This is a genomic window from Ectothiorhodospira mobilis, assembly GCF_900114895.1.
Taxonomy (GTDB): Bacteria; Pseudomonadota; Gammaproteobacteria; order Ectothiorhodospirales; family Ectothiorhodospiraceae; genus Ectothiorhodospira; species Ectothiorhodospira mobilis_A.
In genome coordinates this window covers 1-20,408 of record NZ_FOUO01000006.1, presented here as the reverse complement: position 1 = coordinate 20,408, position 20,408 = coordinate 1, and the positions used below count along the sequence as shown (strand labels likewise).

24 protein-coding genes and 1 pseudogene are annotated in these 20,408 nt (G+C 69.9%); 10 read left to right on the top strand and 15 right to left on the bottom strand.

The genetic code is table 11. The features are described from left to right. Nucleotides 1-150: 150 nt before the first annotated feature. Nucleotides 151-641, bottom strand: a pseudogene (locus BM214_RS06000) (TIGR00645 family protein). Nucleotides 642-798: 157 nt separating this feature from the next. On the opposite strand from BM214_RS06000, the gene BM214_RS05995 reads away from it, so the two are divergent. Together BM214_RS05995 and BM214_RS05990 are read left to right on the top strand one after the other, a co-directional pair. After that, entirely contained in the window at nt 799-1,293 is a 495-nt protein-coding gene (locus tag BM214_RS05995) for an acyl-CoA thioesterase (protein ID WP_090484526.1), read from the top strand. Nucleotides 1,294-1,672: 379 nt separating this feature from the next. Next, entirely contained in the window at nt 1,673-2,191 is a 519-nt protein-coding gene (locus BM214_RS05990) for a phasin family protein (RefSeq protein WP_090484524.1), read from the top strand. Between the two features lie 5 nt (nt 2,192-2,196). Here BM214_RS05990 and BM214_RS05985 read toward each other — a convergent pair whose 3' ends face one another. From BM214_RS05985 to BM214_RS05975, 3 genes are read right to left on the bottom strand one after another with little or no spacing between them, the layout of a single operon-like run. Further along, a complete protein-coding gene (locus tag BM214_RS05985) occupies nt 2,197-2,952 on the bottom strand; it encodes a sulfite exporter TauE/SafE family protein (RefSeq protein ID WP_090484522.1) in 756 nt (251 codons plus the stop codon). Between the two features lie 25 nt (nt 2,953-2,977). Next, nucleotides 2,978-3,955: a DUF1028 domain-containing protein gene (locus BM214_RS05980; protein ID WP_090484520.1), complete on the bottom strand. Its 978-nt coding sequence runs from the start codon at nt 3,953-3,955 to the stop codon at nt 2,978-2,980. Nucleotides 3,956-3,971: 16 nt separating this feature from the next. Then, nucleotides 3,972-5,402, bottom strand: a complete 1,431-nt coding sequence (locus tag BM214_RS05975; protein WP_090484518.1) for a DUF294 nucleotidyltransferase-like domain-containing protein — start codon at nt 5,400-5,402, stop codon at nt 3,972-3,974. A 76-nt stretch (nt 5,403-5,478) separates the two neighbouring features. On the opposite strand from BM214_RS05975, the gene BM214_RS05970 reads away from it, so the two are divergent. Together BM214_RS05970 and BM214_RS05965 are read left to right on the top strand one after the other, a co-directional pair. Further along, nucleotides 5,479-6,180 carry a cytidylate kinase-like family protein gene (locus BM214_RS05970; protein ID WP_177217597.1) on the top strand — a complete coding sequence of 234 codons (702 nt, stop codon included), beginning with the start codon at nt 5,479-5,481 and terminating at the stop codon, nt 6,178-6,180. Next, complete coding sequence (locus tag BM214_RS05965; RefSeq protein WP_090484514.1) at nt 6,177-6,665, top strand: F0F1 ATP synthase subunit epsilon; 489 nt, start codon at nt 6,177-6,179, stop codon at nt 6,663-6,665. Before BM214_RS05970 ends, BM214_RS05965 begins: the two co-directional genes overlap by 4 nt. A gap of 14 nt (nt 6,666-6,679) precedes the next feature. Here BM214_RS05965 and BM214_RS05960 read toward each other — a convergent pair whose 3' ends face one another. From BM214_RS05960 to BM214_RS05945, 4 genes are all read right to left on the bottom strand, one after another. Continuing rightward, entirely contained in the window at nt 6,680-7,654 is a 975-nt protein-coding gene (locus tag BM214_RS05960) for a M14 family metallopeptidase (protein ID WP_090484512.1), read from the bottom strand. A gap of 26 nt (nt 7,655-7,680) precedes the next feature. Further along, entirely contained in the window at nt 7,681-8,184 is a 504-nt protein-coding gene (locus BM214_RS05955) for a DinB family protein (protein WP_090484510.1), read from the bottom strand. A 16-nt stretch (nt 8,185-8,200) separates the two neighbouring features. After that, the gene (locus BM214_RS05950; RefSeq protein ID WP_090484828.1) at nt 8,201-8,593 is read right to left on the bottom strand and encodes a DUF3775 domain-containing protein; all 393 of its coding nucleotides are present in this window, start codon (nt 8,591-8,593) and stop codon (nt 8,201-8,203) included. Between the two features lie 133 nt (nt 8,594-8,726). Then, a complete protein-coding gene (locus tag BM214_RS05945) occupies nt 8,727-9,179 on the bottom strand; it encodes a DUF2288 domain-containing protein (protein ID WP_342351306.1) in 453 nt (150 codons plus the stop codon). A gap of 129 nt (nt 9,180-9,308) precedes the next feature. Between BM214_RS05945 and BM214_RS05940 the strand changes: the two genes are divergently transcribed. The 4 genes from BM214_RS05940 to BM214_RS05925 all read left to right on the top strand — a co-directional run bounded on the left by BM214_RS05940 (nt 9,309) and on the right by BM214_RS05925 (nt 12,003). Continuing rightward, on the top strand, nt 9,309-9,626 hold the full coding sequence (locus BM214_RS05940) for a hypothetical protein (RefSeq protein ID WP_090484508.1): 318 nt from the start codon (nt 9,309-9,311) through the stop codon (nt 9,624-9,626). A 223-nt stretch (nt 9,627-9,849) separates the two neighbouring features. Then, nucleotides 9,850-10,029 carry a PepSY domain-containing protein gene (locus tag BM214_RS05935; RefSeq protein ID WP_244887867.1) on the top strand — a complete coding sequence of 60 codons (180 nt, stop codon included), beginning with the start codon at nt 9,850-9,852 and terminating at the stop codon, nt 10,027-10,029. 4 nt (nt 10,030-10,033) lie between these two features. Beyond that, the gene (locus BM214_RS05930; RefSeq protein WP_090484506.1) at nt 10,034-10,720 is read left to right on the top strand and encodes a response regulator transcription factor; all 687 of its coding nucleotides are present in this window, start codon (nt 10,034-10,036) and stop codon (nt 10,718-10,720) included. After that, nucleotides 10,717-12,003 (top strand): ATP-binding protein, encoded by a 1,287-nt coding sequence (locus tag BM214_RS05925; protein WP_090484504.1) that lies wholly within the window; start codon nt 10,717-10,719, stop codon nt 12,001-12,003. The genes BM214_RS05930 and BM214_RS05925 overlap by 4 nt, the downstream gene beginning before the upstream one ends. A gap of 80 nt (nt 12,004-12,083) precedes the next feature. Here BM214_RS05925 and BM214_RS05920 read toward each other — a convergent pair whose 3' ends face one another. The 5 genes from BM214_RS05920 to BM214_RS05900 form a co-directional block, all read right to left on the bottom strand. Continuing rightward, a complete protein-coding gene (locus BM214_RS05920) occupies nt 12,084-12,416 on the bottom strand; it encodes a type II toxin-antitoxin system HicB family antitoxin (protein WP_090484502.1) in 333 nt (110 codons plus the stop codon). After that, a complete protein-coding gene (locus BM214_RS05915; RefSeq protein ID WP_090484500.1) occupies nt 12,406-12,663 on the bottom strand; it encodes a toxin HicA in 258 nt (85 codons plus the stop codon). The genes BM214_RS05920 and BM214_RS05915 overlap by 11 nt, the downstream gene beginning before the upstream one ends. Nucleotides 12,664-12,922: 259 nt before the next feature. Beyond that, a complete protein-coding gene (locus tag BM214_RS05910; RefSeq protein WP_090484498.1) occupies nt 12,923-13,222 on the bottom strand; it encodes a hypothetical protein in 300 nt (99 codons plus the stop codon). Between the two features lie 79 nt (nt 13,223-13,301). Next, nucleotides 13,302-14,471: an alkaline phosphatase family protein gene (locus BM214_RS05905; RefSeq protein ID WP_090484496.1), complete on the bottom strand. Its 1,170-nt coding sequence runs from the start codon at nt 14,469-14,471 to the stop codon at nt 13,302-13,304. A gap of 50 nt (nt 14,472-14,521) precedes the next feature. Further along, nucleotides 14,522-15,430, bottom strand: coding sequence for a DMT family transporter (locus BM214_RS05900; RefSeq protein WP_280521885.1), 909 nt, complete (start codon nt 15,428-15,430; stop codon nt 14,522-14,524). Between the two features lie 86 nt (nt 15,431-15,516). Between BM214_RS05900 and BM214_RS05895 the strand changes: the two genes are divergently transcribed. Beyond that, a complete protein-coding gene (locus tag BM214_RS05895) occupies nt 15,517-16,413 on the top strand; it encodes a LysR family transcriptional regulator (protein WP_244887866.1) in 897 nt (298 codons plus the stop codon). A gap of 10 nt (nt 16,414-16,423) precedes the next feature. On the opposite strand, the gene tcuB is transcribed toward BM214_RS05895, so the two are convergent. Both tcuB and tcuA read right to left on the bottom strand, forming a co-directional pair. Further along, nucleotides 16,424-17,584: a tricarballylate utilization 4Fe-4S protein TcuB gene (gene tcuB, locus BM214_RS05890; protein ID WP_090484492.1), complete on the bottom strand. Its 1,161-nt coding sequence runs from the start codon at nt 17,582-17,584 to the stop codon at nt 16,424-16,426. A 97-nt stretch (nt 17,585-17,681) separates the two neighbouring features. Beyond that, nucleotides 17,682-19,055, bottom strand: coding sequence for an FAD-dependent tricarballylate dehydrogenase TcuA (gene tcuA, locus BM214_RS05885; RefSeq protein WP_218149037.1), 1,374 nt, complete (start codon nt 19,053-19,055; stop codon nt 17,682-17,684). Nucleotides 19,056-19,262: 207 nt separating this feature from the next. Between tcuA and BM214_RS05880 the strand changes: the two genes are divergently transcribed. Then, nucleotides 19,263-20,114 carry a DMT family transporter gene (locus BM214_RS05880; protein ID WP_090484488.1) on the top strand — a complete coding sequence of 284 codons (852 nt, stop codon included), beginning with the start codon at nt 19,263-19,265 and terminating at the stop codon, nt 20,112-20,114. The last annotated feature ends 294 nt before the right edge of the window (nt 20,115-20,408 follow it).

Here is a 20,408-nt window from a genome sequence, read left to right as displayed (position 1 = left end):
TAGGGGGTAACAGCTACTGGACGGCTTCCCCCACAGGACATCCCGCCCGGGAAAGGATACATTTCAGGATGTCCGCAAGGGTGAAATCGCCTTTCATGCGGCCGGCCTACATGCCCCAGAACAGCCGGGGCTTGCTGTAATCCCAGGGCACTATTTTTCCCGGGTGAGCCGATCCAGATAACCCATGGCGAATGCTGACACCACGAAGGTGATATGCAGCAGCAGGTACCATTGGATCTTGTCGTTCTCGATATTCTCCGTATTCATAAAGACCTTGAGCAGATGGATCGAGGAGATGGCCACGATGGATGCGGCGACCTTGTTCTTCAGCGAACCTGCATCCAGTTTCCCCAGCCAGGAAAGCTTGTCGGCATTGGCTTCAAGATCAAGACGGGAAACGAAATTCTCGTAGCCGGAGAACATCACCATCACGATCAATCCCCCCACCAGCGCAATATCGATCAGGGACAAGGTGACGAGGATCAGATCCGCCTCTTTCATGCTCAAGATATTGGGCAGGATATGAAAATCTCCTGGAAAAAATTGATGCCCAGGGCGATCAAAACAAAGCTTAGAACGAAGTAAATCGGTGCCATGAGCCAGCGGGATGCATAGATCAGTCTTTCGATGAAACGTTCCATTGGAATGGCATCCTGAAGTGGTCTTTATCAAGGGACGGTTTGCACGGTGCCATGACATTGGTTCACTGTGTAACTGGAGGGATCATAGCGGAAAATCGACCCCGTCCACATCCATTCCCCTCCTCATGGATCGGATCCCCATCACAGCAGATACCCCATGAAGCAGACATCCCATTTTCCAGAAGTCCAGGAACAGGGTCCCGTGGGGCCCGTCTATGTGCGTCGAATCCAGGTCCCCGCCGAGGCCATCGACCTCAACGGGCACACCAACAACCTGGAATACCTCCGCTGGATGCAGGAGATCGCCCTGGCCCATTCCGCCGCCCGGGGCTGGACCCTGGAACGCTACCGGTCCCTGGGGGCCACCTGGGTGGTGCGCGCCCACCACATCGAATACCTGCGGCCCACCCATGCCGGGGATGAGTTGCTGCTGCTCACCTGGGTGGAGGCCCTGGGCCGGCGGCAATCCCCCCGGGGCTATTGCTTCGTCCGCGCCCGTGACCTGAAACCGGTGGTGCGGGCCCGCACCCAGTGGGTCTTCGTGGATGCGGGCAGCGGTCGGCCCCGGGAGATCCCCAGCGTTTTTCATCAGGATCTGCAGACCGTGGCCGACGAGGCCGCGGCCCTGGCTTATCTTCGCCGTGGGGATTGAATAGCCGCATTTCCTGGATCGCTTCGGGGGGTCTTTGGGGGGCTTCGGTGCAGCGCAGGGTCTGTAACTATTTTTTGTATTGAAAAGATCATAGTAATAATTAGGACCGGCATAGGCCCTGGATAACCTTTTAAATAACTAATAAATTCAACGGTTTATAGGTCTCCTGTGGTGTGTGTGTCCCCTTGGGCAAGGTCCGGATAGCCTGTGTGCGGATTGTGGATAAAGCCATCCCGTCGGGCTGTCTACTGGTTTTGTACAGCTTATCCACAGGGTTGTGCCCGCGGATGCGGTCTCCCGTCCCGCGCCGGGGCCCTTTTTGCACTACGCTTCCCTTGATGGGCGGTGGAGATCGCCCGGCAACGTGGAGGAGAGGGTCATGGCCGAACAGAGCAATCCCTTCGATGTGTCCGAGCTGATGTACCTGTTCGATCCCAACCGTTACATGGAACAGGTGCGCCGTCTCATGCAGCAGTACGGCCTGCCTTCCATGGACCCACAGGTCCTGATGGAGGCCCAGCGCCGCAATATGGAGGCGGTGGTGGCCGCCAACCGCACCCTCCTGGAAGGGACGGAGGCCCTGATGCGCCACCAGGCGGATCTGATGCGGGAGGTCTTCGAGGAGATGAATCGCAGTGCGGGACAGCTTTCGGCGGACGAGGACCCGGCGCAGCGGGCCGCCCGCCAGATGGATATGGTGGGGCGCATCTACGACCACCTGAGCGGCCATCTGCGGGAGGCCTCCCAGCAGGTGCTGCGCACCCAGGAGGCCACCATGACGCAGCTGGATGCCCGCTTTCGCGACAGCCTGCAGGAGCTGCGGGGCATGTCCGCTTCCCCGGGGGAGGGGAAGCCCGCCGGCAAGGGGTCGACCGGGTCGGGCGCGTCCCCGGACTGAAGGGATCAGAGATCGCGGATGAACTGCACCACCAGAAGCCCGCAGAGCAGCCACAGCAGGCCGCGAAGCCAGCCCCGGTAGGTGAAGGCATCCACTCGCTCCCGGATCCACATGCCGGCCCTCAGGCCCGCCAGGGCGGCGATCAGCAGGGGGAGGGAGGCCTTGAACAGCGCCAGGTCGAAGAGACCCAGGGCAGCGAAGGTGGCGGCCTGGGTACCCTTGCCCAGGAGGAAGCAGAGGTTGATGGCCTGCACCAACACCAGGGGGGGCACCCGCAGCTCCAGGAAATAGATCATCAGGACCGGTCCGCCCACGTTCACCGTCCCCCCCAGCACCCCGCCGATGAAGCCGGCCCAGGCCCCGCTGCCGGCGGGATGGCGGCGGATGCGGCTCCAGTCCACCCGCTCCAGGCGGTGGGAGAGGAGATAGAGCACCATCGTGGCCGCCAGCAGCAGGCGGAAGGGGTTCGGGTCCATGACCACCAGGAGCAGGGTGCCGACGGCGGAGCCCAGGAGCATCCAAAGGGCCACGGGCCAGTAGCGGGCAACGCTCTCCCGCCAGCCCCCGCCGTGCACCAGACTCCAGAGATTGACCCCGAGGTTGGGCACCAGGGTGAGCAGCACGGCGGTGCGCACGTCCGTCCCCAGGGCCAGCATCGGCGTGGCCACCAAAGGGAAACCCAGACCGAAGGCCCCGTGCACCAGGCCCGCGGCGAGACATACTCCCAGGGCCAGGGGCAGGATCTCGGGCACCGGGGTCAATGGCTGGATCCGCCGCCGGGAGGTTTCATGCCCCGTCTGCCTGAATGGCCGAGCGCACCTCGGGGGTGTTGCGGTACTGCTTCGGGATGAGCCCGCCCAGCAGACCGGGGGTGTCCGGCAGGAAACCGCTTCGGGCCAACCGCGTCAGCATCAGGGCCCAGTGGTCCGATTCGCGGAACAGGCACCGGAACAGGACCCGGGCCTCTTGCGCGTGGCCGGCGTTCACCAGGGCCACGCCGCGCCAGAAGACCAGTTCCGATTCCTCGGGGGCCAGGGCCTCGGCGCGTTCGAATTCCGCCACGGCCCGTTCGTAGTCCCCATGGCGCAGGTGATGGCCGCCGCGGGTGTTGTGGTCGTAGGCGGCCCACAGGTCCACCAGGCGGCGCAGCTCGCTCACCGGGTGGGGGTGATCCTCCACCCGCAGGTCCAGGGGGGTGTCCTCGCCGGGGTCGCCGGTGGGGGCGGGGGCCACCACCCGCATGGCGGCCGAGCGCCGCCCCCGCAGATCGCCGCCCTGGGCCTGGGCCGCCTCCAGGGCCGCCAGCAGGCGCAGGGGCAGATCCCCGCCGGCCGCCTCGAAGGCCTCGCCCATGGCCTCCCAGGTGCCCTCCCGCAGGAGCATGTTGCCCAGGCAGACATACTCCTCCCCCAGGTGATGGCCGGCCTCTGGGATGCAGGCCTGGCCCGTATGGGCCACCACGCGCCCCCCGGTGTCCACCATGGCCGCCTGGCGGTAATCCATGTGGTGATCACGGGCCAGCAGGCGCCGCAGTGCGTCGCCGGCGCTGGCCCCTTCCTCCATGAGGCGCAGCCCCTCGCTGGCGTAGATGCGCCGGGCGAAGGACTGGATGGTGCCGGCGCCCACGCCGGCCTGGGCGAAGGGGGCGACGCTGCCCACGGCGAAATGGTGCGACTGCACCGCCACCCCCAAAAAGCCGCTTTCGGGATCGCGTGCGACGATGGAATAGGTGGCCACCGGGGGGGTGGGGAGGGGGCGGGTCATGGCGGTCATTCCCGGGCTAGCGCAGCAGACCCAGGTTGAAATGGCTGGCAACGAAGCGCTGGAAGCGGGCCACGTCCTCCAGGGCGATGCGCAGCTTGCCCTGTTCCATCTGGCTGAGGTCCGAGAGGCGCACGCTGTTGCCGGGCTTGCGCCCCCGCTGGATGGCCCGCACCTGGCCGCGCAGGCGCATGAGCACGAGGAAGTCGAAGCTCTCCAGCAGGTCCCCCGCCTGGTCCCGTTCCAGGACGCCCTGCTTCACCAGGGTCTGCACCCGCTGGTGGGTGTCGCCGTCCAGGGCGTGGGCCTCCAGGGCCAGGGCCTTGATGCCGTCGGTGAGGGCGAAGATGCCGGCCTTCTTCAGGTCCACCTCGCCGCCGCTGCCGGTCTTGATGCGGCCGCGCCAGCCCAGGGGCGGGGCGAAGCGCTGCATGTTCTCGGCCATGCGCATGACAAAGAGCTTGTTCTCGTCCAGGCGGCGGTAGATGTGGGCCTTGAGCCGGCGTTCCAGGGAGGCATCGCCGTAGAGGGTGCGCAGGTCCGTGAACATGGAGGCGTTGGGGATGTTCTTCGGGCTGGGGGTGGTGAGCCAGCGGTCCAGCTCGTGGGTCCAGTCCGAGAGGCTGCGCCGCCAAGCGGCGTTGCGGGCCATGATGCCGCCGGGGCAGGGGGGCACACCGATCTCCACCAGGGCGGCGATGAGGGCCTCGGAGAAGGCGCGGATGCGGTCCACCTGGTGGTCGTCCAGACCGTCGGCGTAGAGGATGGCGTTGTCCTGGTCCGTGGACAGGGTCTGCTCCATGCGCCCCTCGCTGCCCATGACCACGAAGGCCAGCCCCCGGGGCAGGTCGCGGAAATCCCGCTTCACCAGGAGCTGGATCAGGCGCATGAGGATGTGATCGTTGAGACGGGCGATGAGCCGCACCATCTCCGCCACCGGGGTGGTGGTTCCGCTCAGGTGGAGGATCAGGTCCTGGATGCGCGTGTGCATCGCCCGCAGGTCCTCGACGCTGTTGGAGCGCTCAATGTCCCGGACCAGTTGGTGTGGGGAATGGCTCTGCATACGCAGGATATCCGTGTCGGTGAGGATGCCCTTGAGCTCCCCCTGCGCGTCCGTCACCACCAGCCGGTGGATCCCCCGGGTGGACATGCGGTACAGGGCCTCGTAGAGGACATCGGTTTCGCCGATGCTCACCAGCGGCCGGGACATCACCTCCTCCACCCGGAAGGCGGCGGGATCGCGCCCCGAGGGGATCACCTTGTTGCGCAGATCCCGGTCCGTGAGGATGCCCGCGGGGCGGCCCCCCTCGTCCAGGGCCACGACGCTGGAGATGTTGTGCGCCTTCATGTTTTTTACCACATCCACGAGGTTTTCGCCGGGCAGGCAGGTGATCACCTGCCGCTGGCAGATCTCCCCCACGGGACGGAAATAGGGCATCTCCTCGTGCATGATTCCCTCCGGGCGGTCGTTGGGCCGGTCCTGCCGTTGTACCATGGCAGACCCATTCCATGCGCCAGGGGGGCCCATGCACGACGTCAATGACCTCATCCAACGCTACATCCGCACCGAGATCCGCGGCCGCCAGGGCGGCGGATCCCCCGCCAAGCCCCTGGTGACCCTCTCCCGGGACTACGGTGCCGGCGGCGAAGAGGTGGCGCGCATCCTGGCCCGGCGCCTGGGGGTCTCGTCCTTCGACGAGACCATCCTGGACCGGGTGGCCAAGCACGCGGAGCAGGACCGCGCCCTGCTGGCGGAACTGGACGAGAAGGTCTCGGCGTGGAAGACCCACTGGATCTATTCCGTGCTCTCGGGGGATGTGTATCACCTCACCGCCTACCGCCGGGCCCTGGTGGACGTGCTGCTGGCCCTCAGCGCCGAGGGCGGGGTGATCGTGGGCCGGGGGGCCCATGTCTTCCTGCGGGACCGGGGCGCCTTTCGTGTGCGCATCGCCGGTTCCCCCCGCTACTGCGCCCCGCGGGTGGCCGCCGCCGAGGGCCTGGCGGAGGCGGAGGCCCGGGAGAAGGTGGAGACCATCAACCACCAGCGCCAGCAGTTCCTCTGGGACCTGGTGCGCCGGCGCACCAACGACGCCACCCAGTTCGACCTCACCATCAACACCGACCGGCTGCACGACTGGGAGCGGGTGGCACGATTGATCCTGCAGGCCATGGCCGACGCCGGTGTGCCGCTGCCCCATGGGGCCCTTCACGGGGAGGGGCGGGCATGAGCCACGCTGCCGCCCGGGCACCCCGGCAGGCCACCCTGCAACTGGAGATCGTCAGCGCCGAGGCCGCGCTCTTCAGCGGCCCCGTGCACCGCGTGACCCTGAAAGGGGTCGATGGGGAACTGGGGATCCTGCCGGGGCATTCCCCCCTGCTCACCCCCGTGCTCCCCGGGGTGGCCCGCTTCCTGCCCGAGGGACGGCAGGAGGAGGACTTCCTCTATGTCTCCGGCGGCATGGTGGAGGTGCAGCCGGATCGCACCATCGTCCTGGCGGACACCGCCCTGCGCAGTGAGGAGATCGACGAGGCAGCCGCCCGGGCCGCGGAGCGCCGCGCCCGGGAGATCATGGAGGAGAGCGTGCTGTTCAGCGACCGCGACGCCGCCCACGCCGAACTGCTGCGCGCCCTGGCCCAGCTCAAGGTGGTGGAGCACGCCCGCCGGGTGGCGCGGCGCCGCCAGGATGCGGCCCCGGGAGGGACCGGGGGGTAGGAACCGGGGGTCCGTTAGCGGCCCTGGAAGCGGTCGCTGAACTCCGCCCGGTAGAACCATTCGTTGCCCGGCTGGGCGTTGGGATTGGGGAAGACGATGAAGCCCTCGGTGGGGGCGGTGACGGGTTCGCCGCCGGCGCGCCGGCCGATGACCTCGCCGGCGGCCACGGGGTCGAAGCTCTTCCAGGGCCGCGCGAAGGTGTCCTCCGGGTGCTCCCGGTCCACCACCTCCACCAGCCGCAGCACCTGGGCATCCCGCACCGGCTGGGGATCGGGCCGGTCCAGGAGCTTCAGGTGGGCCAGGGTGTTGAGGATGGCGCGATGGGCCACCTCGGGGGCCTTGGGGTCGTCGTGCTGGCCGCATTCCAGGGTGAGGGCACGGCCGCCATGGGCGCGCATGAACTCGGTGGTGCCCACGCCGTAGGCGGGATCGGTGCTCAGCATCTGTGCCCGCAGGGAGGCGTTGGGATTGCGCAGCCGCCGCGCCACGCCGCGGGCGTAGGTGTCCAGCCAGCCCTCCACGAAGCGCCGCGCCCCCAGGCGCAGGGCCAGGGCCTCCTCCTCCCGGGCGCCGTCAAAGGGTTCCAGTTCGCCGTCGTTGTCCCGGGGGCCCAGCATGACGAAGGGCTCGCCCGCGGTGTGGAAGGAGTGCAGGTCCAGGAGGACGTCGTGGTCCCGCAGCAGGGGGCCGAGGCGGTTGGCCACCCGGTCCTCGAAGTCCTCGGGGCGCGCGCTGATGCGAAAGTTGCGGTTGAGGTTGCGCTCCCCCGAGCGCTGCCCCAGGGCGTGGGCCAGGGGATTGGCCACGGGCACGAAGGTGAGCTGGCCCCGGGCCAGCTCCAGCCGCCCCGCGTCCAGATCCGCCAGCACGCGCCCGATGGCCTGGGTGCCGCAGGTCTCGTTGCCGTGCACGGCGCCCAGGACGATGAGCCGCGGCCCGTCCTCCAGGCCGTGGTAGGTGATGGAGCGCAGGGCGGTGGGGTGCTTCATGGGGATCTTCGCAAAGGGTGGGGGGCTCAGTCGGCCATGCCGGGCATGGTGACGATGTCCAGGGTGGGGGGTTCCACGTCCGACTGCTGCAGCAGGGCCATGATCTGGCCGCGCTGGGTGCTCTGCCGGTGCAGCAGGTTCATGAGGCATTCCCCCAACTGCAGGGTGCACTCCCGGGGTTCGTATTCCAGGGTGAAGGTCACCTGACGGTCCAGGTTGGGTTCCGCCAGGTTCTGCACGAAGTTCATGATCTCCGTGTCCGTGCGCATGCGCTCGGCCCGCAGCAGGCCGTAGTCGTTGTACAGGATCTGGTCGGTGTCCCGGTGGCCGTAGGGCTTGCCCAGCATGCGCCCCAGCCAGATACGGTCCAGCAGCAGCATGCGGTTGAACAGGCCGTGGATGGAGCCCTGCGGCCCCATCCAGCGGCGCTTGCGCACGTCATCTTCCAGGGTGTCGCAAAACCCCAGCAACTGGGCGTTGGCCCAGCGGCTGTAGCGGGCCTGGACACGCAGGGTGTAGAGCACATCCATCGGCTGCGGGTGTCTCCTATGTCTCGTCTTCGCAGTCGTGCCCCAGCATGGCCAGCCCCTCGGCCAGGTAGTCGGCCGCCATGGGGGTGGCCAGCAGGTAGTCCGCCGTGCGCGGGTTCCAGCCGGCGCGGGCCTCCACCAGGGCGGCATTCCATTCCTCCGCCCCATAGTCGCCGCGGCCGAGCCACATGAGGGCCACCAGTTCGGCCTGGAAGCCGGGATCCAGGTCATCCACGGCGTTCTTCAGTTCCAGATAGAGGACGTTTTCCCCGTGTTCCGCCAGGGCCTCGTCGATCCAGTCCTCGTCCCCCTCGTCGGGCTCCTCCGGCAGCAGGACATCCTCTTGGGCATGGAACTCCCGGGTGTGCTCGATGAACCAGCACACGAAGCTGGGATTGAGCTGCATCATGATGTCACCCCGCATACCGCGCCGCCGGGGCGTTGCTGCGCACCGCCGGCCGGGGCGCGGCGGGTCGGCCCGGCGGATGTCTGACCGAGTGTAGCGCGATGATACCGGGCGCGCCGAAGGGAAGACCAGGGGCTCAGTGCTCCCGCACCAGCACCCAGGGGGCCACCACCACGGCCTCGAAACGGGCCTGGCGCGCGGCCCAGTCGCGGGCGTGCTCTGTGGTGGCCCGGAGCAGCCGGCCCGCCTCCAGGTAGGCCGCCACTGCGTCGCGGTCATCCCGCACCAGGGCCTCGGCGGCGTCCAAAAGGTCCAGGCTGGCATCCACCCGCAGCACGGCGCCGCGGGCGAAGTGCCGTTGCAGTTCCTCCCAGCCGATGGGCCCTGTCTCCTGCCGGAGGCGGTTGCGGAGGTCTTCGCTGCTTTCAGGGGTCTCGCTCATGGCGGATCGGTCCTGCCGGGGTTCATGGGGGGGTGTCTGCGGGCGGCGCATCCGCCCCTGCATGCCCCGGGTGTGGTAGAGGAGGGCGAACTGCCCCACCAGGAACAGGCCGATGCCGCTGATGACCAGCCATGCCGTCTTGTCCATGGGGCCTCCACTGCAGGGGGCGCGGTTCAGCCCGGGTTCATGCCGATGGCGGTATACCCGTCACAGGCCCCATGGTGCCATACATCGGGGCCGGTTCGCCTTGTACACGATTGCGCAGGAGATCCGACCATGCACCCTTCCAAGCATCCCATCCTCGCCGCCCTGGGGCTGGCCCTGGTGACCGCCCTCGGCGCCTCCACCGCCCTGGCCGATCCCCCCGGCCATGGCCGGGACCGGGGACATCCCGGCGCCCACGCCGGTCCGCCCCCGTGGGCACCGGCCCACGGCCACCGTGCCGGTGCGCAGCGGGATCCCTGTGCCGGACCGCACCGCCAAGGCTGCGACAGCCGTATGCGGCCGCCCCGCCGCGACACCGGGGGGGATCTGCACCGCGCCGGGTCACGCACACGGGTGGATCTGAACCTGAACGATCGCCACTGGTTCTGAGCCGCCTTCCCGGGGCGGGGAGGCACGGACACGCTGCCCTCGGGGATGCCTGCTGCTAGACTTGGAGACCATGAAACGCCCCGCTTCCCCATGCCGTTTTCCGCGCCCGCCGTTGCGCATGTTGTGTCTGTTGCTGTGCCTGTGCCTTTGGGCCGGCGCCGTCCCCGCCCAGCCGGTCCCCGGACCGCACCTGGCCCAGGCCGGGTCCCCGCAGGGCGCAGAGGTGGCTCCGGTGACCCTGGACGAGGCGGTGGCGCAGGTGCAGGCGCGCACCGGCGGGCGCGTGCTCTCGGCGGAGACCCTGGAGGAGGAGGGCCAGCGGGTGCATCGCATCCGCGTGCTGCTGCAGGATCAGCGGGTGCGGGATATCCGCGTGGACGCCGCCACGGGCCAGTGGCAGTGACGCCATGCGCGTGGTGGTGATCGAGGACGAGCCCGCCCTGCTGGCGCAGCTGCGCCAGCGCCTGGAGGACGAGGGCTGGATGGTGGACACCAGCGGGGATGGCCGCGACGGCCTCTTCCAGCTCATGGAATACCCCGCCGACGTGGCCGTGGTGGACCTGGGGCTGCCGGGGATGCCGGGGCTGGAGGTGATCCTCCAGGTGCGCGCCGCGGGGCGGGACCTGCCCGTGCTCATCCTCACCGCCCGGGGGCAGTGGCAGGAGAAGGTGCAGGGCCTGGAGGCGGGGGCGGACGACTACCTGGTCAAGCCCTTCCACATGGAGGAACTGGTGGCCCGTCTCAAGGCCCTGGCCCGGCGCGCCGCCGGCAGCACCGACGGGCGCCTGGTGCTGGGTCCCCTGGTGCTGGACACCGCCGCCCAGCAGGTGACGGTGCACGGCCGGCCCGTGGCCCTCACCACCTTCGAGTACCGCCTGCTGGAGCACCTGGCGCGCCATGCCGGACAGGTGCTCTCGCGCCAGTCCCTGGCGGACTATCTCTACCCCCACGACGAGGACCGGGACAGCAACGTGCTGGAGGTGCTCATCGCCCGGTTGCGGCGCAAGCTGGACCCGGACGGGCAACTCGCCCCCATCGAGACCCTGCGCGGCCGCGGCTACCGCCTCACCCTGGTCCCCGGCGGGGCGCAATGAACTCCCTCACCCTGCGCGTGGGCCTCATCGCCGCCCTGGTGGTGGCGGTGTTCGCCGGGCTCACGGCCCTGGCCCTGGAGCGGGCCTTCCGCGACAGCGCCACCCAGGCGGTGATGCAGCGCCTGCAGGGCCAGCTCTACCTGCTCATGGGGGCGGTGGAGGTGGACGCCGATGGTGACGTGCGCCTGCCCGAGCGCCTGCCGGAGGCCCGTCTGAACCTGCCCGATTCGGGGCTCTATGCGCGCATCACCGGCGGTGACGGGGATGTGCTGTGGCGTTCCCCCTCGTCCCTGGGGGAGGCCGCGGACACCGCCGGGGAGGCGCCCTTCATGGCCCGCATGACGGTGACCTGGGAGACCGGTGAGGGCAACGTCCCCCTCACCTTCACCGTGGCGGAGGATCGTACCGCCCTGGAGGCCCAGCTGCGTTCCTACCGCCGCAGCCTCTGGGGCTGGCTGGCGGCCCTGGCGGTGCTGCTGCTGGCGGCCCAGTCCCTGGCCCTCTACCTGGGCCTGAAGCCCCTGCGGCGGGTGGCCCGGGAGCTGCGGGCCATGGAGCGGGGGGAGCAGTCCCGTCTTGCCGGGGGGTATCCCCTGGAGCTGCGCGCCCTGACGGACAACCTCAACGCCCTCATCCATGCGGAGCGGGCGCGCCAGGCCCGTTACCGGGACGGCCTGGCGGACCTGGCCCACAGCCTGAAGACGCCCCTGGCGGTGCTGCGGGGGACCCTGGGCACGGCCGGGGAAGCGGCGGGCCGGCAGGCCCTGGAGCAACTGGAGCGCATGGACCGTATCATCGCCTACCAGTTGCAGCGGGCCGGCACCGCGGGCCGCAGCCCCCTGGCGGCCCCCCAGGCGGTGGCGCCGGTGGTGCGCCGCCTGGCGGATTCCCTGGCCAAGGTCTATGCCGGGCGCGGGGTGGAATGCACCCTGGAGGTGCCGGAGGCGGTACGATTCCGCGGCAGCGAGGGGGATCTCATGGAACTGCTGGGCAACCTCATGGACAACGCCTGGAAGTTCTGCCGCCGCCGCGTGCGGGTGCGGGCCCGGGAAGGCGACGATGGCGGGCTGGAGGTACGGGTGGAGGACGACGGGCCGGGCATCGACCCGGCACAGGTGCCGGCGATCCTGGCCCGGGGCGGCCGCCTGGACGAGGGGGTCCCGGGCCAGGGCATCGGCATGGCGGTGGTGAGCGAGATCGTCCAGGCCTACGGCGGGCGTCTGCAGCTGGACAGGAGCCCGGAGTGGGGGGGTGCGGCGTGGGTGCTGCGCCTGCCCGGCTGAGGCCTCAGGCGCGGCCCACGTTGAGGTCGGTGGGGGCGTGGTAGTCGTCCTTTGGATATCCCAAGCGCGTTGTAGGGATTTTATTTCGGCGTGGACGCAAGCTTGGCACTCACCAGCCGGTTCAGGCTTACGCGCTGTTCCGCGGCCTGGATCGCCAAGTCGCGGTGGAGTTCAGGGGGGATGCGGACGCGGAACTCACCGGTGTAGTGTTTTTCCGCCAATGGCACGGGAACATCCTCGCCGGCGGCCTCCATATCGGCTACCGCATCGGCCACCAAACGTCGCACACCCTGCAAGGCCGCATCCGGGGAGTCGGCCAACCAGGACAGCGAAGGGAACTCGGTGCACAGGCCGACGTATTCGCCATCTTCGGGGGACCAGGTAACGCGGTAGGTATAGTGATCACTCTGCATTGTCCATGCTCTCCAGTTTCTCGATGGCGAGCAATACTTGCCTCACCTGGTAGGGCTTGGCACCCCCTTTGGCATTCTGGATATTGATTCGAGGATCACCCGCCCAAGGGGTCTTGAAAATGGCATGGCTGGTGCCATGCTGACGGGGTTGCCCGAAATACGCCTCGCATACCTTGATCAGATCCGCGAACCGCACATGAGCCGGTTCGCGCCGCATCTGATCAAGGATCTTACCCACGGACGCCATGCCAAAACGGTATCACTATTGGCACCATGGGGAAACAGAAGTTCACTGCCGAATGAAATCCTCTCACGCCTGAAAACCCGCGTTTCGCACGAGGAATCCCCCGGCGTGAGCCGTGGGGAGGGGGTCAAAGAGGGAGCCTGGGCATCGGCATGGCGGTGGTGAGCGAGATCGTCCAGGCCTACGGCGGGCGTCTGCAACTGGACAGGAGCCCGGAGTGGGGGGGGGGCGGCGTGGGTGCTGCGCCTGCCGGGCTGAGGCCTCAGGCGCGGCCCACGTTGAGGTCGGTGGGGGCGTGGTAGTAGTCGCTGTCGCGGGCGTACTGCTCCACGTCCTGCAGCAGCAGGGCCAGGCGCTCCTCGGCGGTGCTGATGGGGGCGCACTGCTCGCAGCGGGGGTCGCCGCAGGGCTGGCGGGTGTACAGCCAGTAGTGCACCGCACCGGCCAGGAGGCCGTCGGCGATATCCCACAGATCCGCCTTGGGATCGGACTCGCTCAGGCGGTTGGCCAGCTCCACGGTCTGGCTCGCGGCACGGTCGAACAGGGCATCGGCGTCGGACATGGCGGGTTCCTGTTCCGCTTGAGTGGCCCACCATGGTAACACGACGCCGCGCCGGCCTCCCCGCCGCCGCGGCCCCCGGTCAGCACAGGGCGCGCACCAGCGGGATCTCCACCTCGCGCCGGTCCAGGCCGCCGTGCACCCCCGCCATGGGGTGGGGTTCGCGCCCGAGGATGCGGTCCTGCAGCACCCAGCCCGGGTGCATGACCAGGGCGAAGTCCCCGATGCGCGTCTCCAGTTCCGGGTGGTGCCGTCCCGGCCCGAACCAGCCCCGCTCCAACAGCCGGTGGCTGGGCACCAGGGTACAGGCATGGCCCAGTTCCTCCCGCACCCGCCGGGCGAAGGTCTCGTGCCAGCCGTGGCGCACGTAGGCGAAGGCCACCCGCGGCTCGCCGCACAGGGGCAGGGCCAGGCAGCGGGCGATGCCGGGGTGGTCCGCCAGGTCCGCCCGGTGGCGTGCCGCCACCATGCCGTGGTCGGCGGTCACCAGCAGCAGGGTGTCGGTGCCCGCCAGACGGCGGGCCAGGGCCGCCAGGGCCGTGTCCACTTGCTGCAGGTGGCGGCGGGTCTCGGCGCCATCGGGGCCGTGCTCGTGGCCGCGGGCGTCCAGATCCGGCCAGTAGGCGTAGACGAAGCGGGGGGTGTCGCCGCCCCGCACCGCCGTCACCACCTGCTCCACCATGTGATCCAGCCCCTTGAAGGGGTACAGCCGCGCCCGGCCCTGATGGGCCGCGTTGAAGGGGGTGCGGGCGATGTGCTCCGGCGTCACCAGGGCCGAGGCCACCGGCAGGCGGTCGAACAGGCTGTGGTGCCCCAGCAGCCGCCCCAGGTCCACCTGCGCCTGGTCATAGCCCACGCCGCCGTAGCGGGGCACCCCCGGCAGCACCGCCAGCACGGCCCCCAGTTCGCGAAAGTGCACGTGCCAGCCGGTGAGGCCGTGGACCGCGGGGGTGTCCCCCGTGAGCACCGTGGTGATGCCGGAGGCGGTGGTGGTGGGGAAGACCGATTCGATCCCCGCCAGGCGGTGGCCGTTGAGGAAGGGGGCGGGCTGGCCCTGGAGGAAGGCATCCCCCAGGCCGTCCACCAGCACCAGCACCACGTGGCGATGGCCACCCACCGCCTCCGGCGGCAGCGCCGCCAGCGGCCCCTGGGGCGGCAGGGGGCCGCCCAGGCCCGCCGACAGGGAGGCCATGAGGTTGGCCAGGCTGCGCCCGCCGTAGTCGGGCGGCGCGGGCAGGTTTAAGGTGTCCATCCCCGGATCATAGCCCCATGGCCGGGTCGGGGGCCATGATCGGGCGGGGGTCAAGCGTTCGTCCGCTGCTGCGGCCAGCGGCGTCTCGGACGAAACGGACCCGGTCCACCGGAGGCGATCAGGGCGCCGCCCACCACTGCCGCCGCAGCCAGGGCCAGACGTGGGTCCGCCGGGCTCCGGCCCAGGGCCACCAGGGCGGCACTGGCGAGGACCGGCACGGCATAGGTCAGGGTGCCCAACAGACCGGCGGGCCCGTGGCGCAGGGCGTATCCCCAGGTCATGAAGGCGAGGCCATAGGGCCCGATGCCGATGGCGGCGGCGGCGAGCCAGTCTCCTGCATCTCCCCAGAAGGTGGTTTCCAGGGCCAGGTGGAGGAACAGCACCACCCCGGCGGCGCGACCGAACAGGCCTGCCCAGGCACCGAAGGGCAGTGATCCCGCATCACGTAAATAGAGGGAGAAGGCGATCCATGCGCCACCGCTGGCCAGTCCCGCCAGCCAGGCGGCCGCGGGGGTTGGGCCGCCGCCCCCTGCAGCCAGTAGTGGCGCGATGCCGGCAAAGGCGATGGTTGCCCCGGTGAGTATGGCCGGCCGCGGCCGGCGACCGGTGCGGAGTTCGGCGGCCAGGACAAAGCCCAGGGGCCAGGTGTAGGTGATCAGGGTCACCACGGCCGGGTCCCCCAGCCCCAGGGCGAGGAAATAGAAATACAACGCCCCCGCCAGGCCACCCACGCCGGCGATCCAGTACATGGCCCCACCGGCCGCGGGGCGCCCGGGGCGGGATGCGGAAGCCAGCCGCGTCACCCCCCCACTCATCAGGGCCGCCACTCCCAAGGCGACGGCGGCCACTTGCAGGGGGGGCAGGTCCGTCATCCCCCGCAGCACCGGCAGGCCGCTCCAGAGAATCACGCTGAAAACACCCCCGAGGATACCGCTTATGGTTTCCGATCCGTGCTGCATGTCATCTGCCTCCTCATGCCTGGAAATATGCCGTTTCGGGGGCGAAGATAGGGATGCAAAACACATGACGGAAACGAATTTTTGAGATGGAAGAATCACAAAGCATGATGGGTGAGGGGCATCCCCTCGATCTGGAACAATTACAGTCCCTGGTGGCGGTGGTGGACAGCGGCGGGTTCACCGCCGCCGGCAGACGGCTGCACCGGGCCCAGTCCACGGTGAGCGCCCATCTGGCGCGGCTGGAGCGGCGCACCGGTCACCGTCTTCTGGAGCGGACCACCTTGACCCCGACCCCGGAGGGGGAGCGGCTGCTGGCCCATGCCCGGGAGATGTTGCGCCATCACGCCCTGGCCTGGCAGGAACTGCGCGCCGCCCGTCTGGGGGGACGGCTGCGGCTCGGTATCCCCGATGACTATCTGGGTTTCATCCCGCCCCTGCTGACGGAATTCGAGGAACGTTTCCCCGGCGTGGAGTTGACGGTTGAGTGCGGTCTGAGCATGGATCTGGTGCGCAAGGTACGCGCCGGGGGATTGGATCTGGCGGTGGTGACCCGACAGCCCGGCAGCCCCGGAGGGGAGACCCTGCGCCGGGAGCCACTGTGGTGGACCGGGGCCTCGGATCACGCCGCGCACCGGCGGGATCCCTTGCCTCTGGCCCTTTCCCGCCGGGGGACCTGCATCTTCCGGGAACAAGCCCTGGAGGCCCTGGAGGCGGCGGACCGATCCTGGCGAGTGGCCTACACGGGCAATGGCCTGGCCGGTCTGCTGGCGGCGGTCCGGGCCGGTCTGGCGGTGACGGTGCTGACCCCTTCCATGATGGCTGCGGGGCTGCGCCCCCTGGGGGAGGCGGAGGGGTTGCCCCCCCTGCCTTGGGTGGACATCGCCCTGCACCGTGCCCCGGGGCGTCCCACGGAGCCGGCGGCCCGCCTGGCCCAGCGGCTGCGGCAGCGGCTGGCGGCTACGGAGGAGGCCGCTTCCGTCTGAGGGGTTTGGCTCAAGTCAGATCCAGGCCCGTGGGCCGATCGGTGGGGCGTTCCATGGCGGCCCGTAGCAGGGACGCGGCGCGGTAGGCGCCATGGACGAACTTGCTGTAGGGGATCATCACGAAAAACCCCAGCACCGTGCCCAGGTGCAGGGCCAGGAGCAGCCCCATGGCCGGGGTCTGGCGCAGGGCCAGCAGCAGCAGGCCGGTGGCGGCGGTGGCCAGCAGCAGGCCCAGCAGGGCGTAGTCCGCGGGCAGGGTCTCGGCGGCGGTGGGGGCCGGGTCGGCGCCGCGCTTGAGCCGGATCAGCCCCGCCGCCCCCGTGACCATGGACAGGCCGCCCACGGTGCCCAGCAGGGTGGGCAGGCTGAAGAAGGGGTAGGGGGCCTGCCAGTGCAGGAAGTGGTGATAGCCGGCGGCCACGGTGGTGGCGGCCAGACACAGCAAAAAGCCGTAGAACAGGGCGTGATGCAGGCGCCGCCGGGCGTGACCGGGGCGCTCGCCGCGGTCGTTGCAGCCGCCGCCCCCGCCCTCCAGGTTGCGCAGGGTGAACAGGTCCCGGGCTGCCGCCGGCAGGGCCCGCCAGACGGAGACGGCCGGCGGGCCGCCGCGGCCGATGTCCCGCCAGTAACGGGCCAGGCCCACCGCCACCGCCAGCAGGGAGAAACCCAGGGTAAGGCCCGCCACCGCGCTCATCAGCCCCCAGGGGATCACTTGATAGAACGCCCCCTCGGCCCGGTGGGCGGCGAAGAGCACCTCACCGGGTACCCACAGCAGGGTGAGCAGGGGCACCAGCAAGGTGGTGAAAAGGGCCACCGCCGTGGTGGCGGTGCCGCTGCGGGCCAGCAGCCCCGCCAGGGGCCGGGGCCAGGCGTAGCGCCGGTAGCTGCGGGCGCGGTGGCGGGCCAGGGTGGCGGGGACATTGATGGCGAAGGCATGGGGCGGGGCGTACTGGCAGGCGTACCAGCAGGCCCGGCAGTTGTGGCAGAGATGGGCCAGGTGGTCCAGGTCCGCCTGGGTCAGGGCCGGGCGCCGCTCGGCACTGCGAAAGACCGCGCACAGGCCGGTGCAGAAGCCGCAGATGTTGCACAGGTGCAGGGTGCGGCGGGTCTCGGCGTCCGTCTGCGTCTCCGTCTCCGTTTCCGTTGCGTTGGGGGCTTTGGGCTGAGTCATGGCAGAGAAGGCATGGGGGGCGGTCCTGGATTGGGAACCCGCCGGGGGCGGACGGTTCCGCCGCCGGGGATTTGGGCGGGGTGACTTGCGGTCCCGATCATCCCCGGGCAGCCGCCTCGCCGGCGATGCGGCCGAACACGGCGCACAGGGTCAGGGCGGCCCCGGCCACGTAGCCGGGGCCCAGCACCGCCGGGGACATGATCATCCCGGCGGCGTACAGGGTCTGGCAAGGGGGGGCGTGGCGCCGGCGGATGCGCCCCCGGGGGTCCACCGCCAGGCCATGGCCGGTGAAGGTGACCCCCGGGGCCAGGGTCCAGGCGTGGAAGGGCGGGCGCTCCAGGGGCAGGGCGCAGTGGCTCTTGGGGGGCGTCAGGCCGGTGGTGTAATGGGCCAGGGGGTCGTCGCCGCCGTCCACCCGGGCGGCGTGGTAGCGCTGTACGGTCCGCTCCAGGGCCCCGGGGGGGAGTTGGAGCCTGCGGCCCAGGTCCTCCAGGGTCTGGGCCGTCAGCGGCGGGTACAGGGAGGGCGGCGCCCGCCGCAGGCCGGCGTCATCCAGGATCAGGTGGGCCCGGGCCCCGGGGGTGTCCGACACCCAGCGGCCCCAGGCGGAATAGCGCCGCGGCGTGATCACCTCCCCCTCGTCCTGGAAGCGCCGGCCTTGGGTGTCCACCACCAGCCCCCAGGGCATGCCGTCCACACGGGTGACGATGCCCCCGTCCTCCGGCGGCGAGCAGGCATGCACCGCCACCCGGTGGCAGGTGCCGGGCACCCCGGACGGGGCGGCCCCCTGGTCCAGCAACTGCAGCAGCAGGTCGCCGGTGACATGGGGGCTGCCGCGGTTGATGTAGTGCAAGGCCCCGGGGCAACCGGCGGCGGCCAGGGCGCGGCGGTCCGCCTGGTAGCCGCCGCTGCAGCAGACCACGCGCCGGGCCCGCAGGAGGCCCTCCCCCTCCGGCCCCCGGCAGGGGAGCGTGTGCACCCGGGCATCCTCCAGCTCCAGATGCGTCACGTGGGTGTCGTAGCGGATCGCCACCCCCCGGTCCTCGGCGGCGGCATACAGGGCGTTCATGAGGGTGCGCCCGCCCCCCAGGAAGAAGGCGGTCTTGCGCGACCAGGGCAGGGCACCGCGCTCCGGCAGCTGGAAGCGCACGCCCCGGGCCTGAAGCCACCCGGGCAGTTCCGCCGAGCCCTGGGCCAGGATGCGCACCAGCTCCGGGTCGCCGTGGCCCCCGTGGGCCGTCTCCAGATCGGCAATGAACTCCTCCACGCCGTATTGCCCTGGAAACAGGGGCGAGGGGGCATCGTGGGCGATGCGCAGGTTGCGGGAATGGCGGGCGTTGCCGCCGCGCAGGGCCTTGGGGGCCCGGTCCACCAGCAGCGCCGAGGCCCCGGCCTCGCGGGCCGCGAGGGCGGCACACAGGGCGGCCAGGCCGCCGCCGATGACCAGGACGTCGTAGGGTTCGGGGGGCATTGCGGGGAATACACTGGATGACGGCCGGATCATACCGCATCCGGTCCCGCCCCGGCCCGTCACTGCAACCGGCACCGGAATGCGGTAGGCTCGCCTGCGCAACCACACCGCGCGCCCGGCGCGTGGTGGGGCAAGAAACCCATGAACCCATAAAGGTCTGGTTTGAATACCATTCAAACGGAAAAGGCGGCGGGCGTGAGTACCGCCATGGTGATCCTGGCGGCCCTGTGCTGGGGGCTTTCGGGGGGGATCGGCGGGATCCTCATGGCCGACGGCTGGGATGCGCTGGTGGTGTCGTTCTACCGGGGGGCCATCGGGCTGTTGTTCGTGCTCGTCTGGCTGGCCCTGCGCCCCCGGGGCAGCGGCCTGTCCAACCCCCGGTTATGGTTCTGGTCGGCCATCGCCGGTCTCGGTGTGGCCGGGAACTTCGCCTTCTATTTCGTCAGCATCGCCGAGGGCAGCGTCGCGGTGGCGGCGACGCTGATGTACTGCGCGCCGGTGTTCGTCTTCCTGGTGTCCTTTGCCCTCCGGCTGGAGCGGCCCACCCTGTTCAAGTGGATCGCCATCGTCATGGTGATGATCGGCGTCGTGCTGCTCACGCGCATCCTGGAGACCGGGGCCGGCGGTGTCACGCCCCTGGGGGTCGCCGCCGGGCTGCTCTCCGGCCTGTCCTATGCCCTGTTCATCTTCGGCTTCAAGTATGCGGCCCCCCACGGTACCCCCCAGGCGATCCTCGTGATCGCCTTCGCGGCCCTGGTCACCATCCTCATCTGGACGGGGGATGCCGGCCAGGCCGTGGCGGTACTGGGCGCCCCCACCTGGCCGCTGTTCGTCATCCTGGGGGTGCTGGGCGCGGGGCTGTCCTTCATCTTCTACATCGTCGGCCTGAACCACACCGCCCCGGCCGTGGCCTCCATCGTGGCCATGGTGGAGCCGGTCACCGCGTCCCTGTTCGGCGTCGTGGTCCTGGGGGAGAGCCTGGCCGCCCTGCAGATCCTGGGCATGGGGCTGATCCTGATCACGGTCACGGCGCTGAGCGTGCACTCCCGCGTCGGGTGAGGCAAAGCGGCCCGGGGGTGCCGGCCAGGCAGACCCCGACTGGCCGATGCCCCCGGGCGTCTGCCACCGCCGGGCAACCGGCCGTGGCGGAGCCTGGCCCGCAGGGGCACCCCTCGCGGGCAACCACTTGCGTGACCCCATTCCAATGCAGTGAATCCATCCAAAAGGCATCCATGGCCAGCAACACGACCCAGCTCATTGAAGTGGACCCCATCTGCTGGACCACCTGACAGGGGGTTTAAGCTCTAACCGGGTTGTATCTCTCAGGCGTCAGGCCGCCCGAGTCAGAGGTTG

Bases quoted from the DNA above. Each gene is read 5' to 3' on its own strand.
- BM214_RS05915 (WP_090484500.1), bottom strand. From the start codon at position 12,663: ATGGCGTCCGTGGGTAAGATCCTTGATCAGATGCGGCGCGAACCGGCT.
- BM214_RS05990 (WP_090484524.1), top strand. From the start codon at position 1,673: ATGGCCGAACAGAGCAATCCCTTCGATGTGTCCGAGCTGATGTACCTG.
- BM214_RS05975 (WP_090484518.1), bottom strand. From the start codon at position 5,402: ATGCACGAGGAGATGCCCTATTTCCGTCCCGTGGGGGAGATCTGCCAG.
- BM214_RS05965 (WP_090484514.1), top strand. From the start codon at position 6,177: ATGAGCCACGCTGCCGCCCGGGCACCCCGGCAGGCCACCCTGCAACTG.
- BM214_RS05930 (WP_090484506.1), top strand. From the start codon at position 10,034: ATGCGCGTGGTGGTGATCGAGGACGAGCCCGCCCTGCTGGCGCAGCTG.
- BM214_RS05955 (WP_090484510.1), bottom strand. From the start codon at position 8,184: ATGGATGTGCTCTACACCCTGCGTGTCCAGGCCCGCTACAGCCGCTGG.
- BM214_RS05940 (WP_090484508.1), top strand. From the start codon at position 9,309: ATGCACCCTTCCAAGCATCCCATCCTCGCCGCCCTGGGGCTGGCCCTG.
- BM214_RS05880 (WP_090484488.1), top strand. From the start codon at position 19,263: ATGGTGATCCTGGCGGCCCTGTGCTGGGGGCTTTCGGGGGGGATCGGC.
- BM214_RS05905 (WP_090484496.1), bottom strand. From the start codon at position 14,471: ATGGACACCTTAAACCTGCCCGCGCCGCCCGACTACGGCGGGCGCAGC.
- BM214_RS05895 (WP_244887866.1), top strand. From the start codon at position 15,517: ATGGAAGAATCACAAAGCATGATGGGTGAGGGGCATCCCCTCGATCTG.
- tcuB (WP_090484492.1), bottom strand. From the start codon at position 17,584: ATGACTCAGCCCAAAGCCCCCAACGCAACGGAAACGGAGACGGAGACG.
- BM214_RS05950 (WP_090484828.1), bottom strand. From the start codon at position 8,593: ATGATGCAGCTCAATCCCAGCTTCGTGTGCTGGTTCATCGAGCACACC.
- tcuA (WP_218149037.1), bottom strand. From the start codon at position 19,055: ATGCCCCCCGAACCCTACGACGTCCTGGTCATCGGCGGCGGCCTGGCC.
- BM214_RS05925 (WP_090484504.1), top strand. From the start codon at position 10,717: ATGAACTCCCTCACCCTGCGCGTGGGCCTCATCGCCGCCCTGGTGGTG.
- BM214_RS05980 (WP_090484520.1), bottom strand. From the start codon at position 3,955: ATGACCCGCCCCCTCCCCACCCCCCCGGTGGCCACCTATTCCATCGTC.
- BM214_RS05910 (WP_090484498.1), bottom strand. From the start codon at position 13,222: ATGTCCGACGCCGATGCCCTGTTCGACCGTGCCGCGAGCCAGACCGTG.
- BM214_RS05920 (WP_090484502.1), bottom strand. From the start codon at position 12,416: ATGCAGAGTGATCACTATACCTACCGCGTTACCTGGTCCCCCGAAGAT.
- BM214_RS05970 (WP_177217597.1), top strand. From the start codon at position 5,479: ATGCACGACGTCAATGACCTCATCCAACGCTACATCCGCACCGAGATC.
- BM214_RS05960 (WP_090484512.1), bottom strand. From the start codon at position 7,654: ATGAAGCACCCCACCGCCCTGCGCTCCATCACCTACCACGGCCTGGAG.
- BM214_RS05995 (WP_090484526.1), top strand. From the start codon at position 799: ATGAAGCAGACATCCCATTTTCCAGAAGTCCAGGAACAGGGTCCCGTG.
- BM214_RS05945 (WP_342351306.1), bottom strand. From the start codon at position 9,179: ATGGACAAGACGGCATGGCTGGTCATCAGCGGCATCGGCCTGTTCCTG.
- BM214_RS05900 (WP_280521885.1), bottom strand. From the start codon at position 15,430: ATGCAGCACGGATCGGAAACCATAAGCGGTATCCTCGGGGGTGTTTTC.